Genomic DNA, 17,925 nt, shown 5'->3' with positions numbered 1-17,925 from the left:
TTGGACTAGGAAATCATCAAGCTAATGCCGCAGAGACAACCGATGCAACGACGGAGTCATTCAGCGACAATGCTAATAAAGACTCTGAAAAAAGCACAAGTCAACGTGACAACAATATATTAACTACAACGAATGATAATAATGTGAATCAACAATCGAGTGATTTAGATTTAAAAAATGATGTTAATGTTGAACAACGTTCAACGCCTAATGATCAACATAATAATGCATCAACGTTAATAAATGGTATAGAAGATAAAGCACCAAGCAATCGTGTTTCAACAACTGACGAAACAAAACCTAAAGTAACATCCATACCACAACAAACAACTCCACAAAATAGTGATACAACAAACAATCAACAATCACAATCTAACTCTCAAGATACATTAGCCACTAATAATCAAGATGCCATAAACAATATTCACCTTGTCAAAGCAGAAATGAATACACCTTCAATTGAAAGTAATCAATCACAAACCATGAATAATGGGACTAGAGAACCAATTAAAGCTACCAAACCGAGAACAATGATACGTAGTTTGGCGACGTCACCAAGGTTCAATGTGTTAGCAGCAGATGTAGCTGGAACAAATGTTAACGATCAAGTGACTGCTAGTAATTTTAATTTAGCAACTCATACATTTGATCCAAACCAAAGTGGCAATACGTTTATGAATGCAGATTTTAAAGTTAATGGCGAAGTAAAAGCTGGGGACTATTTTACAATGCAGTTACCAAGTAGTTTAACTGGTAATGGAGATGTTGATTATTCTAATGTCAATAATACGATGCCTATTAAAGATATTACTAATGCTGCAGGAGATGTTGTAGCGACAGCAACCTACGATACAGTTAGTAAGACGTATAAATTTGTCTTCACGGATTTTGTCAACAATAAGACAAATGTTAAAGGTAATTTAGGACTGCCATTATTTACAGATAGACAAAATGCAGCTAAATCAGGTGTATATGATGCCAATATCGATATTGCTGGAGAAGTATTTAACAATCAAATTAATATACAATACAGTAGTCCAGCTCAAGGTGAAGAGGCAGCAAATGGTGCTAATATAACATCTCAAATTATTGGTATAGATACGAGTTCTGGTCAAAATACTTACAATCAAACTGTATATGTGAATCCTAAAGCACATACATTAGATAATACTTGGGTGTATATTAAAGGATATCAAGATAAGATTGAGGACAGCAGCGGTAAGGTAAATGCTGGAGATACTAAAATAAAAATTTATGAAGTAAAAGATGCTTCAAAAATTTCAGATAGTTACGCAGTAAATCCGAATGATAGTAATTTAGTTGATGTAACTGATAATTTCCAAGATAAAATTTCATATAATCTTGAAAATATGGCGACAATTCATTTTGGTGATATTAACAAAACTTATGTAGTCGTTGTTGATGGACATTATGATAACTCGGGTAAGAATTTGAAGACCCAAGTGATAGAAGAAAATGCTGATCCAACCTCATCACAAGGATTTAGTGCATTTGGTTGGAATAATGAAAATGTAGTGAAAAATGGTGGAGGTACAGCTGATGGAGAAGAAGTTGTAGATCCAGAACCACCAGTTAACCCGGATAGTGATTCAGATTCAGACAGTGATTCCGATTCCGACAGTGATTCTGACTTAGACAGCGACTCGGATTCAGACAGTGACTCCGACTCAGATAGTGACTCGGATTCCGATAGCGATTCAGATTCAGACAGCGATTCAGATTCAGACAGCGATTCCGATTCCGACAGTGACTCCGACTCAGATAGTGACTCGGATTCCGATAGCGATTCAGATTCAGACAGCGATTCAGATTCCGACAGTGACTCCGACTCAGATAGTGACTCTGACTCAGATAGTGACTCCGACTCAGACAGTGACACAGATTCAGACAGTGACTCCGATTCGGATAGTGATTCTGATTCCGACAGTGACTCCGACTCAGACAGTGACTCTGACTCAGATAGTGAATCTGACTCAGATAGTGACTCCGACTCAGACAGTGACACAGATTCCGACAGTGACTCTGACTCAGACAGTGACACAGATTCCGACAGTGACTCTGACTCAGACAGTGACACAGATTCCGACAGTGATTCGGACTCAGACAGCGACTCGGATTTAGACAGTGATTCGGACTCAGATAGCGATTCCGATTCCGATAGCGATTCTGATTCGGACAGTGACTCCGACTCAGATAGTGATTCAGACTCAGACAGCGATTCAGATTCCGACAGTGATTCTGACTCAGACAGCGATTCCGATTTAGATAGCGACTCCGACTCAGATAGTGATTTGGACTCAGACAGTGACTCCGACTCGGACAGCGACTCAGATTCAGACAGTGACTCCGATTCGAATAGTGATTCCGACTCAGACAGCGACTCAGATTCAGACAGTGATTCCGATTCCGACAGTGACTCTGACTCAGACAGTGACACAGATTCAGACAGCGATTCCGATTCCGACAGTGATTCGGACTCAGACAGCGACTCGGATTCAGACAGTGACTCCGATTCGGATAGTGATTCCGATTCGGATAGTGACTCCGACTTAGATAGCGATTCTGATATTGGGCGTCAAGATGGTACACCTGGACAACCTCATCAGCAAGGACATGGTGAACCTACACATGACATAGCTAAAGCTTTACCAGAAACTGGATATGATAACTCGACTTCTAACAATGGAACGTTATTTGGAGGATTATTAGCTGCATTAGGTTCATTATTCTTATTACGAAGACGTAAAAATAACAACAAAGATTCAATTAAATAAGACAAATAACATGCCGGGCATTCAATATGTCCGGCTTTGCTATAGAAATATTTTATTAACTTTAAAATTAAGGGTAAAATGTAATAAAGTAAGATTTTAAGGAAGGGGTTCAAATCATATGGCCTATATTTCAATGAACTATAGCTCTCCTACTATAGGAATGCATCAAAATTTAACAGTAATATTACCTGAGGATCGAAGTTTTTTTGATTCAAAACAAGAAGCTAAACCACTTAAAACACTGATGTTATTACATGGATTATCAAGTGATGAAACGACATATATGCGCTATACGAGTATAGAGAGATATGCTAATGAACATCAATTAGCAATCATTATGCCTAATGTAGATCATAGTGCATATACTAATATGGCTTATGGACATAGCTACTATGACTATATTTTAGAAGTTTATGATTATGTGCATCAAATATTCCCGTTATCAACTAAAAGAGAAGATAATTTTATTGCAGGACATTCAATGGGAGGATATGGCACGATACGTTTTGCTTTAACACAAAGTGATAAATTTTCTAAAGCCGCACCATTATCAGCAGTATTTGAAGCACAGACGCTGATGGATATCGATTGGAATGATTTTTCAAAAGAAGCTATTACTGGTAATAACAGTAATGTTAAAGGGACAGAGTTGGATCCATACTATCTATTACAACAAGCTGTTAGTGAAGGCATAGACATTCCTCAATTATTAATTATGTGCGGTAAAGAAGATTTCTTATATCAAGTTAATTTAGATTTTATTGAGCATTTAAAATCTTATAATATTGCATACCAATTTGAAGATGGACCTGGGAAACATGATTATGCTTATTGGGATTACGCTATTAAACGTGCTATTGAATGGTTTGTTGAATCATAAAAATTTCCTGAGAAATACATATCGAGTATTATAGATAGGTTTTTATGATAAATCATTGTTGTAAACATTGGATAGTATCAATGAAATAGATATTAACAACGTATTATAATAAATATTTTTCGACGATTAACGTATGATGATACGAGTTGTTTCTCGTGAAACATAAACGCGTATTGACAATGAATATGTATGACTTGTTAACCCATTTTTATTATAATATGGGTACTGTGTTGAAAGGAGCGGTTATCGTGTCGACAAACAAAAATGATTATGAACATATGTTGTTTTATTTCGCATATAAAACATTTATTACTACAGCTGATGAAATTATTGAACAATATGGGATGAGTCGGCAACATCATCGCTTTTTATTTTTTATTAATAAATTACCTGGTATTACAATCAAGTCATTACTAGAAATTCTTGAAATATCAAAGCAAGGGTCCCATGCAACTTTACAAAAATTGAAAGAACAAGAATTAATTGTTGAAGAAGTATTAGAAACAGATAGACGTGTAAAAAAACTATATACAACGGCGAAAGGTCAACAATTAATCGCTAAGTTGAACAAAGCACAAGACGAGTTGTTACAACAAATCTATCAAGACGTCGGTACAGATTGGTATGATGTGATGGAGGCTTTAGCTATGGGAAGACCAGGGTTTGATTATATCAAGCATATCAAAAATGAAAGTGGCAACTGATATATTTAACGATTTGGCCAGCATGTAAGGCTTAAATTTAAAATATATTTAAAAAAGTGTATAATAAAATCATATAATTTAATCACAATCCTAAGAGATTAATGAGAAAGGTTGAAGAACATGAAAAAATTTGCAGTCATTTTAACTATAGTTGGTGCAGGATATTATGCATTTAAAAAGTATCAAGCACATGTTAACCAAGCTCCAAATATTGAATATTAAGAAGACGAATAAAGTCCTGAGACGATACAATAGAATCTCAGGACTTTATTTAGGTTTTCTATTTTTCAGGACTGATAAATAAAAAAGTGAATAATTTAAAATAAAAATTATTTTGAAGCCGAGACTCCTGAGGTAGGGACCCAACACAGAGAAACTGTGAAACAGTTTCTACATGAAATGCAAGTTGGGCAACAGTGCTAGTCGAAGACTACAGGCTGAGACAGCACCCTAGGAAGGGACCCAACACAGAAAAACTGGTTATCTGAAATAGGTTTACAGTTTATTAATTCATAATAAACTGCATAAGATTTTCTAGCTATCAAGATAGCAGAAACTCTAACATGCAATGCAGGTTGGGCATTGGGGCCCCAGCAAAGAAAAATTCTGTCAACAGAATTTTTACTATAATGTGCAAGCTGGGGTGCGAGGCTTAAAAAATAATTATGTATCAGTCCAATTTGGAAGAGAACCTTTATTTATATGGTTCTCTAACAAATGGGACGATATTGTTGATTGTTTATATGTAGCAATCATACATACGATAGTCGAAACTACAAAGAAATTTGTAATAATGATGTTAGAAAATTTCTTCAATCGCAAATTGTTTATTATCCTGATCATCCGTTTATAATTCAAGTGTAAACATCTATATTTGAGTAGATATGTATTTTCGATAAAAATATAAAGAAAAAGGGATATATATGACAACATCATTCAGAAAGATGTAAAATAGTAGGTAATATGAATGATTAAAAATAATAAATGAATGAGGTGTATAAAATGATTTTAGTAATGTTATCCCCATTATTAATCATATTATTTATAGTAATGTCGATTTTTGAAGAACGTCGACGTAATAAAAAGAAACAACAAGAAAAAGAGCAGGCTCAATACATGCAAAATCCTCAAGATATTGATAGTAAAGAAATGCAACAAGAAGTACCTAATGATCATTTGAACAATCCTCAAGATGTAGATGCTAAAGCACTACATCATCAAGAGTCTAATAGTGATAAAAACTAAAAGTTTACTTCGTTATAATCGAGAATGGCATATTTGATAAAGGAATGAAAAAATCTATGAAGATTTTAATAATTGAAGATGATTTTGTCATTGCTGAAAGCTTAGCGATTGAATTAGAAAAATGGCATTACGAAGTTAAAATAGTAGAAGAATTCAATCATATAATAAAAGTAGTTAAAGCGTATCAACCACAATTAATTTTATTAGATATTAATCTACCATCATTTAATGGCTTTCATTGGTGCCAAGAAATACGAAAATTTTCTAGTGTACCTATTATATTTATTAGTTCACGGGTAGATGAGATGGATCAAATCATGGCCATCCAAATGGGTGGTGACGATTTTATTGAAAAACCTTTCAATTTATCACTGACTATAGCGAAGATTCAAGCACTACTGCGACGTACTTATGATTTTTCAATCATCAACCATCAGCTAGAAGTTAAAGGTTGTGTGTTATATGTTGACGAAGCAAAAATAAGTTACAACAATGACAGTATCAATTTATCATTAACTGAATTACAAATATTAAAGTTACTTTTTCAAAATGAAGGTAAATACGTTAGTAGAACGACACTGATCGAAAAGTGTTGGGAATCTGAAAATTTCATCGATGATAATACATTGGCAGTTAATATGACACGATTGCGTAAAAAAATTAAAGCCATTGGCATTGATGACTTTATCAAAACAAAGAAAAATATTGGATATAAGGTATAGAATTTATGAGAAATTTCTTAAAATCTATAACACAACAGCTTGCTATTACATTGAGTATATTAGCTTTATTTGGTTTGATTTTTTATTTATATCGTTTACCTAGTGAAGCATATATACTCACAACAAGCATGATTGTATTATTAATGGTTATTTATCTAGGTATTAAGTATTTAAATTTTGTTAAGCGAGAAGATTTAAAAAAGCGCAATGAAGAATTGGAAGAAACCCTTTATCAATTGAAAAATGCACAAATCGAGTATAAAGATAATATAGAAAGTTATTTTTTAACATGGGTACATCAAATGAAAACACCAATTACTGCGGCACAGTTATTACTGGAGAGAGATGATCCAAAAGTTATTAATCGTGTGCGACAGGAACTTATACAAATAGATAATTATACGCGTTTAACTTTGAGTTATTTGAAATTGTTAAATGAAGAGGCGGATATTTCACTGTCACAAATATCAATTAACGATTTAGTGAGACCTATTATTATGAAATACACTATACAATTTATTGAACAGCAAACAAAGATACATTATCAACCTTGTAACGACAAAGTCTTAACTGATATCAGATGGATTGCTATTATGATTGAACAAATCATTAATAATGCATTAAAATATGCTAGAGGTAAAGATATTTGGATTGATTTTGATCAACAAAAACAGCAATTACATATTAAAGATAATGGCTTAGGTATTAGCGAAGCAGATTTGCCTAAAATATTTGATAAAGGCTACTCTGGCTATAATGGTCAATCGCAAACAAATGCTAGTGGCATAGGTTTATTTATTGTCAAAAATATCGCAACACATACCAATCATAAAGTAACTGTTGATTCGGTTGTGGATGTAGGTACGACATTTACAATTCAATTTCCATATACGTAAATCTTTCATTTTTGTAAGGATACTAATAACATTTTTTTAATGATTTTAAATGTTATTAGTATTTTTTTGTTTTAAAATAAAGGTAGCATAGAAATGAGGTGCTCATATGTTACTAGAAATGAATAACGTTAAAAAAATATACGGCAAGGGTTTGAATACTAACATTGCACTCAATCATATGAATTTAAGTGTCCAACAAGGTGAATTTGTCGCCATTATGGGTGAATCTGGCTCGGGAAAGTCTACCTTATTAAATTTGATAGCATCATACGATAACTTAACTGAGGGAGATATTATTGTAGATGATATTTATCTAAGTAAGTTGAAAAGTAAAGATATTGCACGATATCGCCAACGTAAAATCGGTTTTATTTTTCAAGAATTTAATCTTTTACCTAATATGACGAATAAAGAAAATATTATCATGCCATTGATTTTAGCTAATCAATCCTACAAATCAATCATTCAAAACTTAGAATATTTAAGTAATCAACTGCATATTACTGATATTTTAGATAAATATCCTACAGAGATTTCGGGAGGACAACAACAACGTATAGCGATTGCTAGAGCTTTAATTACACAACCTATGTTGTTATTAGCTGACGAACCTACAGGTGCTTTAGATTCTCAAACGTCTAAAACGGTAATGGGATTATTACAACACATTAATGGCGATGGGCAAACAATTTTAATGGTGACACATTCCAATATTGATGCTTCTTATGCTCGTAGAGTTATTTTTATTAAAGACGGCAGACTCTTTCATGAAATATATCGTGGTGATGAAACGCAGATGACGTTTCGACAAAAGATTGCCGACAGTTTGGCACTTATTAATGGGAGAAGTGACTAATATGAAGGCGCACTTACTGAGTAAAATTATACGAAGCTATTTTAAATCACAGCGTCATATTGTTATTCCATTCGTTATAGCGATAAGTTGTTTATTCATGATTGAATATATTTTACTTTCTGTTATATTTAATGATTATATTCAAAAGATTAATTATTTATTAGTTGTCTTTATTGTTATTAGCAATATATTTTTGGCATTTTTAGCACTTGTGTTTATATCTTATGCTAATCACTTTGTGATGACATATAGAAAGCAAGAGTTTTCTGTATATATGATGTTAGGAATGCGTAGGAAAGACCTTAATAGTATAGTCATTATCGAAATGTTAATACAATTTTGCCTTATTACTTTAATTAGTATTGTGGGAGGCTATTTATTTGGAGCATTATTCTTTTTAATATTTCAAAAATTAATGGGAGAACAAGATGTATCGTTAGCGGCTTACCCATTTAATACAACTGCGATGATGATTACGCTAATTATTATTGCAATAACTATGGTGATTGTTTTAGTATTTAATTTAATTAAAATTAGGTTTCAAAGTCCGATGCTACAGCAACGAGATACTGGACAACAGACATTATCACGATGGTTAAGCTATATCTTAATTACTATAGGCAGTCTGTTATTGGTTGCCAGTTATTGTATTGCTTTACAAGATCACACAACGTTTGATTCATTTATGAAAATATGGTTGCTTTTGTTATGTGTTATTGTTGGCACTTACACCTTGTTTATAGGATTGAGTGATAGAATCATTCTTATTTTTCAGAAAATAACTTCGCTATTTTATCATCCTAAATATTTCTTAGTATTAATTGGTTTGAGACAGCGCTTGAAAGTCAATGCAATTAGTTTAGCGACGATAGCGTTGTTGTGTACATTTTTAATTGTGACTTTAACAATGACGATGACAACATATAGAGATATTGATAATGGAATGAACAAATTATTGACGAATGATTATGATGTGAAATTAGATAGTAAACAGCAGTCACTAGCTCATAGTCAGCATACAGCTCATTTATTATTAAAAGATGTCAAGAAACATGTGAATGTTGATCAACCTAAAATATATCAATCCAGTTTATTTAGAAGTAATTTTAAATTTGATAATCAGTTGATGATTATGCAACCCAAACATAATAACTATCCAGCAAACTATATTAAATTTGACGATGTCATATTTGGTAACAAAACTGTGATGGTAACAGTATTGACTATGCAAGATTACAATAAATATCATCAACCTATTGATTTGAAAAACAATGAATTGGGTATGATAACATATGTTCCATTATTTAAAAGTAAGACTGAAGTCAGTCTAAATCATCACAAGTATAGTATCAAACCTGTCACAAATAACAATTTAAATATTGTGCTCTTTCAAGACAGTATGGCATTCATTGTCAAAAATGATAAACAACGTCATCAGATATTGAAGTATTTTAATCAATCGGATAATGACATATCAACGACGATAAACTTTAATACTGCCAATCATGAATCTATATCTCAAGCAACTATCAATCAATTGGAAGACAAATATAAAATTAGCATTGCATCGAAAAATGAAATTACAATGCTTTGGAATAATTTAAGTAGTGGTCTTATATTTATGGGTGGTCTAGTATCAATCATTTTAATGATAGGGATATTTTTAATGATTTATTATAAACAGGTTTCTGAAGGCTATGAAGATCAAAAAAATTATCAAATCATGCAACAAGTTGGATTGGCAAGAGACAAGATTAAGCCAATGATACATAGTCAAATAAGATGGATTTTTTCAATACCAATGATTATGGCAATCGTTCATAGTGTGTTTGCGCTTAAAATTATTCATACAGTACTCATCATGATAGGCATTTCCAATATTAATCATTTAATAACGAGCTATATCATCGTTATAATAATTGTAAGTTTGTTGTACACACTGATTTATTGGCTAACATCAAGCATTTATGTAGCTATGCTTAAACAATATAAGTGAAAATGAATGATATCACGTAAAAATAAATAATACATTGAAGTTAAGGAGGTCATTATATGGTAAATCGTACAACAGAACGTGTAATGGTTTGGATAGGCATTGTACTTCAACTATTATCCATCATCACAACTATTTTAATTTTGCCTAAAACTTTATCAAGCGAACAAAAAAATGAAATGTTAGAGCAGGTTAAACAGCAACAACCTAACGTCACTGATATGTTTTCAATGGAACAGTTAAGTCAAATTTTAACGATAACAGTTATTGTAGGACTAGTTCTATTAATCGTTTCTTTCATCCTAGCAATCATTAGCGTCTTTGTTATCAATAAAAAGGTTAAAACGTCAGGTTCATTATTAATCATTGCCGGTGTCATAACATTTTTAACATCATTTATTGCCGGTATGCTTTATATTGTTGCGGGTATTATGTTGATTGTTAGAAAACCTAAACAACAATTTAGAAATAGTAATAATAATGATGGGTACAGTGATAGTGACAATAAAACTGATAGTTATTCAAATAGTGAGTCAACATATATGAATCAAAATAACAATCAAAGTACTCATGTGAAACACGAAGACTTTATTGAAACAGAACGTCAACGCTTAAAAGAGAAAAAAGAACAAGATCCTTATAAATATTAACACTAACGATTGAAAAATGATTTAACATCATAAATATTAAAGAGATACATCAAACGCGATAGAAAAACATCACAACATGCTATCGCGTTTTGTTATGTATTGAATAGCTAGAGACAAAAAGGGATATCTACATAATATAGTGTCACAAGCAGTAACTGTCTAAATGATAAAATATTGCTAAATCAACACTATATAACTCTAGTTAGTCTTGTTGGAGTGAATAGAAACCGTTGCAAAAGGATTACAATTGCTATAAAAAAAGTTTACAGTTTATTACTTCATAATAAACTGCATAAGAGTTTCTAGCTATCAAGATAGCAGAAACTCTAACTAGCTCTAAATGACTAGGATGGGTATCTAAGAAATAATTTTCTCAAAAAACATTTTGTCCATTCTTGTTATAAATTAGTATTAAAATTAAGTATTTTCAAGAAAGAGGTATGTAATGTATAAAATTGGAATTATATCATCACCTGGCGTAGCACATCACTATGCAGAGCGAATCATTCCAAAAGTTAAACATAAACTGAAGCAGTTACAATATGATGATTGGCATTTTGAAGTTGTTGTCGACATGATGATCGGTACCGCAGAAGATATTGATAAAGGGATGGATAAAATTGCCAATATTAAAGCAAATAAACAATGGGACTTTGCTATTGGTATCATTGATTTGCCTAATATTAGTGATGGTCAGATTGTTGTGAGCGATGTTAATCATAGTCGAGCAACTGCGTATATTTCTTTACCTTCATTAGGATTTTTAAATATCACACATAAATTAACGAAGATGATTAGTTCGTTAATGACACAATTTGTGAATAACGAAAGTGATCAGCAATTAAAGATTCATCCACTTGCACATACTAAAAAAGTTCAAAATACAACACAACATAATGAAAGCGAATATAGATATATTAATGCGACATTCGTTATTGCTTGGATTCAATTGATTTGCGGCTTAACAAGAGCAAATGAGCCATGGAAAGCCATCACAAATTTCAAAAAAATTATTTCAGTGGCTTTTGCAACGGGTACTTATGTAGCTATATTTTCAATGCCGTGGCAACTAAGCGTGATATACTCGCCTATCAGATTTATCATATTAATGATGATTGCAATTGTTGGTATGTCGTGTTGGTTATTATATGCGCATCAATTATTTGAGAGACAGACTAGTGACTCACAAAAGATATATCGAACAATTTACAATATCACTACGTTATTAACATTAATGGTAATTACATTTATTAGTTATGCAATTTTATATTTATTACTATCGATTAGCGTTACATTATTTGTTCCTAATCGTTTGTTTAATGCTTGGACTACTGCGACCTCCGCACACACTTTTAGTAATTATTTAAAATTAATATGGTTTGTTTCATCATTAGGTTTATTAGCAGGTGCCATGGGGTCTACAGTTGAAAGTGAAGAGAAAATAAGACGTTTAACATATTCGTATCGCCAATATTATCGCTATAAGCAAGCAGAAGAAGATGAACAACAACAGTTTGATTATAATAAAAAGCAAATAAAACAAAAAAATACTAGTAGTAACGATCAAAGTAATGAATGAGTAATCAGGATAAGGATGGGTGTTGTGACTCAAAAAATAATAGTAGGACTTGTTGTAGCACCAGGTGTAACTGAGAAATTGGGGCAACAGTTAACAGCTGAATTACCAGATATTTTTATTGATGAAATTGATAGTAACGTCTCGTGGGAAACCGATTTAGTCGTTGATCCGTTAACAGGATTTGCTGAAACTGTCGATGATATTTATAACGAAATTACTAACTATTACAAAGAAAAAGCGTGGCATTATGTCATAGCGATAACCGATTTACCAATGTTTGTTAATGGTCATGTTATGGCATTAGATATAAATAATGAACAGGGAGTTGCTGTTATATCTTATCCGTCATTTGGTTGGAGACCAATCAAAAAAAGAATGACGAATACAATTGTCAGTATCATAAGGAATGTACATCAATCTAATTTAGCTAATCAAGATTATGATGCTAATAATCATATTAAACATACAATGAATAAACAATTTCCGTTAGCAAAGGTTACTAAAGCTAAACAATATTTAGATGAAACAAAGTCTAAGCATACTAGATATATCGCTAATTCAAGCATTATGGGTATGTTTAGATTGATTAGTGGCATGACGTTTGCTAATAATCCACTTAAAATGATGATTAGTTTTAGTAATATTGTAGCAATTGCTTTTACAACCGGGGCATTTGGTATGGTATTTTCAACAATGTGGCAACTGGCTAATGAATTTTCAATGATAAGACTATTTAGTATTTCGATAATAGCTATTATAGGTATGCTATTGTGGATAGTTATGGCACATCAATTATGGGAACCTAATAACAATAGTCAGCATAAAAGAATCATTTGGTTATATAATCTGACAACAATTATGACGTTATTCGTAGCAATTATCATCTACTATTGTGTACTTTATATGTTATTTTTAACAGCTGAAATTATTTTATTACCATCTGATTTTTTAGGTCAACAAGTCAAACTAGGACATGCAGCTGGACCGGATTTATATTTAAGTATTCCGTGGTTTGCTACATCAATTTCAACTGTTGCCGGTGCAATTGGAGCAGGTTTGCTGGATGACCAAAAAGTTAAAGAAAGTACTTACGGCTATAGACAACGGTTAAGATATTACAATAATAAACAACGCGACTCATAAAATGATATATAAGTTTGTAAGTTAAATTAATACTTCTGGATATTTATTTGTACTCAAATATATTCAGAAGTATTTTTTGTTTTTTAAAAGAGCAATAAAATTAACTATATCTTTTATTAATTATAAAAGACTTGAATTTGTAAATTTTTAAATAAAGCTAAACTCTATTAAAGTATATTATGTTACTATACGAAAAATAATTTTATAAAATTATCTTGCGCAAAATAATAAAAGACATTATGATAACTATATTAACAAATAATGAAAATTACATATAAGTAATAATTTGTTATTTAGGAGGAAACATATGTCAAACAAAAAGAAGAACAATGTAGGATCGCGCCTAGATTTTATGCCCAATAGATTGAATAAATATTCAATCAGAAAGTTCACGGTAGGTACTGCTTCAATATTAGTAGGAGCATCACTTATTTTAGGACACCAAGAAGCCGAAGCGGCAGAAACAACTCAATCTGAGAGTTCTCCAAATACTGATTCAACTAATCAATCCACGGATAACACGACTTCTAATGTACAATCAAACAATACAACGCAAGCTACTACTTCAGATACTCAAAATACTACAACTAAGTCACCAACTTCTAACACAACAGCATCCACAGTTAATGAAAAAGTAGAAACAACTAATAAAAATGATACAAAGTTAAACGAAGACAAAAAGATAACAAATAAAGATAATGTCAATACGAATAATGACATATCGACAACTAATAACAAAGCAGAATCACCTGCTCAAAACAAGGGAACTACGGAACAAGACACAGCAAATTCATCTCATGACCAACATACCGACCAAAATCAACAAAATGATAAAAAGGTCAATGATAGTCAAAAAGCACAAAATAAAACTGTGAAAACTAATCAAGATGACACAAATCAACAGAACACATCAGGAAACAATGAACCAGCTCAATCGACGAATGATACAACAACTAAAAAAGAACAATATGCAGCCAATAAAGTAGCTGATTTAGGTGTTGATAAAAATGTACAAACTGATGTTGCTCAAAATGTGAAATCTCAAAATGATATTTCTAATTTATCTAAAGAACAGTTAGATCAAATTATTTTAGCTACAACGATTCAAAAAGATTTACAGAATCCTAATTCTAAACTTGGCTTAGATCCTTTTATAGCATTAGCGGCAACACCAGCATCAGCTTCAACTTCAACGACACCAACACCTGTTAGTCCAAAATTTAAAACTAGAATGTTTTTTGCAACACCGACACCGTCAGGTACCAATGTCAATGATAAAGTGAATTTTACTAATTTAACAATGACTACGACACAAGGTCGTACGCTAAATGGTAATCCAGATGTGTGGATAACATCAGCTGATAACATTATTATTAAAGGGAATTATCAAATTGATAATACAGTTAAAGAGGGAGACTACTTTACTGTAAAATATGGAGACTATATTAGACCAGGTGGAGGAATTGATTATTTACCAGGAAATGTAGATTTGAAAAGTGTTGATGGAGATATCGTTGCACGTGGTGATTATGATAAGGCATCTAATACCATTAAATATACCTTCACTAATTATGTAGATCAATATAAGGATATTAAAGGTTCATTTACAAGTATTAATTCTGCTAAACGTGAAAATGCCACAACTGATAAGACAGTTTATCCTATGGCTGTAACGTATGGTAATCAATCAGTTACTAATAATATAGCGGTAGAATATGGTAATAATAAATCGGATGTACTTGTTTCTGCAACAAGCTACTCTAATAACAAACAATATAATATGGTTACCTATGTTAACCAACCAGGATCAATTCATTATAATACGAAATTAACGACAGATCTTAATGGTTTCACATTAGATAAAAATAATTTTAAAATATATGAAGTATTGGATACATCTGCAATGGTTGATAGTTTCACACCTAATTATAGTGATACTAGCAAACTAAAAGATGTGACGTCATCATTTGCATCTGCTATAACAACAAACAATGACAATACACAAGCTACAATCAACTTTGGAAATATAGCTCAAAATAAACGCTATATTGTATCTCAAGTGATGACAAGGACTGGGAACGCAGATTCAGATAAAATTTCATATACTTTAACAGGTTTAGATAAAAATAATAGACCAGAGAGTGTAAAAAAAGTGAATAGTTATAGTACATCAAGCGGTACATCTACTGCTAATGGTACTGAATTAACATATGAAATTGGAGATTATGTTTGGGAAGATACGAATCAAGATGGTATTCAAAATGACGGTGGCAAGGGTATCGCAAACGTTTATGTCAAATTAACTGATGCTACAACTGGTACTGTTATTGATCGTGTAACTACAGATGCGAATGGTAAATATCTGTTTAAAAACGTACCAAATGGTACATACAAAATTGACTTCACTGCACCAAGTAACTATACTGCATCACCTGTTACAGCAGGATCAGATACTGCTTTAGATTCAAATGGTCAAACAACAACAGTAACTGTTAATAATGCTAATAACTATACGATTGATAGTGGTTTCTTCCGCAATGACCAATATAAACTTGGAGATTATGTTTGGGAAGATACTAATAAAAATGGTATTCAAGATGTAAATGAAAAAGGCATTGCCGGTGTATCTGTTGCTTTAAAAGACAGTAAGGGTCAAGTGATTGATCAAACGACAACAGATGGTGATGGTAAATATTTATTTACTAACTTAAAAAATGGCACATATACAGTAACGTTCCAACCGCCAGCTGGTTATAAAGCAACATTAGCCAATCAAGGGACCAATAATGCTTTAGATTCAAATGGTTTAGAATCAACAGCAACTATTAATTTTGCAGACAACAACACGATAGATAGTGGATTTATTAAAAAAGATAAATATAATGTTGGCGATTTCGTTTGGAACGATAGTAATAAAAATGGTATCCAAGATGCTGGAGAAGCGGGTATTGGTGGCGTAACAGTGTTATTGAAAAATGACCAAGGACGTACAATTGCTAATACGGTAACTGATAGAGATGGTAAATATGGATTTTATGACATTGAAGAAGGCACTTATACTATTCAATTTATAGAACCAGATGGATATACTTTGTCACCAACAAATGTTGGAAGTAATACGAACATCGATTCAAACGGACCAGTTGTAAAGTTAGTATTGCAAAACAATGATTATTCAAATGATTTAGGTTTATACAAAAACACAGCACCAAGTTTGGATGAATATGAGATTACTGTTGAAGATGTAAGCTATAAAAATGAAGTGCGTGAGAATAAATCACTTCCAAAAAATACCATTCAATTAGCGCAACAAGGTGAAGATGGACGCGATCGCGTATTTTATAAACAATTAGGCTACAATCCAGATTTAACAGGTAAAGATCAAAGTAAATTATTACAAGTAAATGGTTATTACTTTGAAGAAGTACGACGAGATCATCTTTATACTTCTAAAAATGCTATTTTTGAATATAATTTAGATGATAATGCTGGCGTGACAAACATTACGTATAATCCTGGCAATAATACGTATACTGTGACATATAATGATGGTTCGACAAAAGAATTACCTGGACAACAACCTAAAGGTTTAACAATAGACAATAGTTATATAAACAATAATGGAGATACTGTAGTTAACTTTAGTGATGGTTCAACAATAACTATTCCAAAAGGTAAAGATGGTGTCGATGGTAAACCAGGTGTTGATGGTAAGACGCCAACAGTAGAACAAACACCAATTACAAATGACAAGGGAGAACAAACTGGTGTTACGATTGTTGTTAAAGATGGTAATGGTAATGTTGTAAGTACTCAAAATGTCTTGAACGGTAAAAATGGAACTGATGGTAAAGACGGAGCCAAAGGTGAAAAAGGCGACAAGGGAGACAAAGGAGATACAGGAGCTAACGGTAAAGACGGCACAAATGGTGTCGACGGTAAAGATGGTAAAACACCAACAGTAGAACAAACGCCAATCAAAGATGCACAAGGCAATACTATCGGCACAACCATTATCGTTAAAGATGGAGACGGTAAAGAAATTAGTCGTCAAAATATCTTGAATGGAAAAGATGGAGCTAATGGTGCAGACGGCAAAGATGGTAAAACACCAACAGTAGAACAAACACCAATCAAAGATGCACAAGGTAATACCATTGGTACAACAATTATTGTCAAAGATGGAGACGGTAAAGAAATTAGCCGCCAAGATATCTTGAATGGCAAAGATGGAACTGATGGTAAAGACGGAGCCAAAGGTGAAAAAGGCGACAAGGGCGATAAGGGTGATACAGGAGCCAATGGTAAAGACGGCACAAATGGTGTCGACGGCAAAGATGGAAAAACACCAAGTGTAGAGCAAGCGCCAATTAAAGATGCACAAGGCAACACCATTGGTACAACTATTATCGTTAAAGATGGAGATGGCAAAGAAATTAGCCGTCAAGATATTTTGAACGGT

Annotated in this window: 13 protein-coding genes; all 13 read left to right on the top strand. The window is 32.5% G+C overall.

Annotation, left to right across the window (positions count from 1 at the left end; all coding sequences use genetic code 11):
- Window positions 1–2,795 (top strand): fibrinogen-binding adhesin SdrG C-terminal domain-containing protein (locus CD113_RS10965; RefSeq protein ID WP_103262356.1); only part of this gene is annotated, 2,795 nt, incomplete at its 5' end.
- Window positions 2,796–2,913: 118 nt separating this feature from the next.
- Window positions 2,914–3,675 carry an alpha/beta hydrolase gene (locus CD113_RS10960; protein WP_002464138.1) on the top strand — a complete coding sequence of 254 codons (762 nt, stop codon included), beginning with the start codon at window positions 2,914–2,916 and terminating at the stop codon, window positions 3,673–3,675.
- A gap of 248 nt (window positions 3,676–3,923) precedes the next feature.
- Entirely contained in the window at window positions 3,924–4,379 is a 456-nt protein-coding gene (locus tag CD113_RS10955) for a MarR family winged helix-turn-helix transcriptional regulator (RefSeq protein ID WP_002464140.1), read from the top strand.
- 120 nt (window positions 4,380–4,499) lie between these two features.
- Window positions 4,500–4,601, top strand: coding sequence for an SE2200 family small protein (locus CD113_RS10950; RefSeq protein WP_002464142.1), 102 nt, complete (start codon window positions 4,500–4,502; stop codon window positions 4,599–4,601).
- 780 nt (window positions 4,602–5,381) lie between these two features.
- A complete protein-coding gene (locus tag CD113_RS10945; protein WP_002464972.1) occupies window positions 5,382–5,624 on the top strand; it encodes a hypothetical protein in 243 nt (80 codons plus the stop codon).
- 56 nt (window positions 5,625–5,680) lie between these two features.
- A complete protein-coding gene (locus CD113_RS10940; RefSeq protein WP_002464973.1) occupies window positions 5,681–6,346 on the top strand; it encodes a response regulator transcription factor in 666 nt (221 codons plus the stop codon).
- A 5-nt stretch (window positions 6,347–6,351) separates the two neighbouring features.
- The gene (locus CD113_RS10935; RefSeq protein ID WP_002464974.1) at window positions 6,352–7,242 is read left to right on the top strand and encodes a sensor histidine kinase; all 891 of its coding nucleotides are present in this window, start codon (window positions 6,352–6,354) and stop codon (window positions 7,240–7,242) included.
- A 106-nt stretch (window positions 7,243–7,348) separates the two neighbouring features.
- Window positions 7,349–8,098: an ABC transporter ATP-binding protein gene (locus tag CD113_RS10930; RefSeq protein WP_002464975.1), complete on the top strand. Its 750-nt coding sequence runs from the start codon at window positions 7,349–7,351 to the stop codon at window positions 8,096–8,098.
- A 1-nt stretch (window position 8,099) separates the two neighbouring features.
- Complete coding sequence (locus CD113_RS10925) at window positions 8,100–10,094, top strand: FtsX-like permease family protein (RefSeq protein ID WP_002464976.1); 1,995 nt, start codon at window positions 8,100–8,102, stop codon at window positions 10,092–10,094.
- Between the two features lie 56 nt (window positions 10,095–10,150).
- The gene (locus tag CD113_RS10920; protein ID WP_002464977.1) at window positions 10,151–10,741 is read left to right on the top strand and encodes a DUF4064 domain-containing protein; all 591 of its coding nucleotides are present in this window, start codon (window positions 10,151–10,153) and stop codon (window positions 10,739–10,741) included.
- 445 nt (window positions 10,742–11,186) lie between these two features.
- Entirely contained in the window at window positions 11,187–12,320 is a 1,134-nt protein-coding gene (locus CD113_RS10915) for a hypothetical protein (protein ID WP_002463554.1), read from the top strand.
- A 24-nt stretch (window positions 12,321–12,344) separates the two neighbouring features.
- Entirely contained in the window at window positions 12,345–13,463 is a 1,119-nt protein-coding gene (locus tag CD113_RS10910; RefSeq protein WP_040801867.1) for a hypothetical protein, read from the top strand.
- A gap of 307 nt (window positions 13,464–13,770) precedes the next feature.
- A partial coding sequence (locus CD113_RS10905; protein WP_142380907.1) for an SdrD B-like domain-containing protein occupies window positions 13,771–17,925 on the top strand: 4,155 nt, incomplete at its 3' end.

The sequence above is a fragment of the Staphylococcus simiae genome, from assembly GCF_002902085.1.
Classification (GTDB): Bacteria; Bacillota; Bacilli; order Staphylococcales; family Staphylococcaceae; genus Staphylococcus; species Staphylococcus simiae.
Note: the sequence above shows the minus strand (reverse complement) of the source record. Positions and strands in the feature narration are given on the sequence as shown.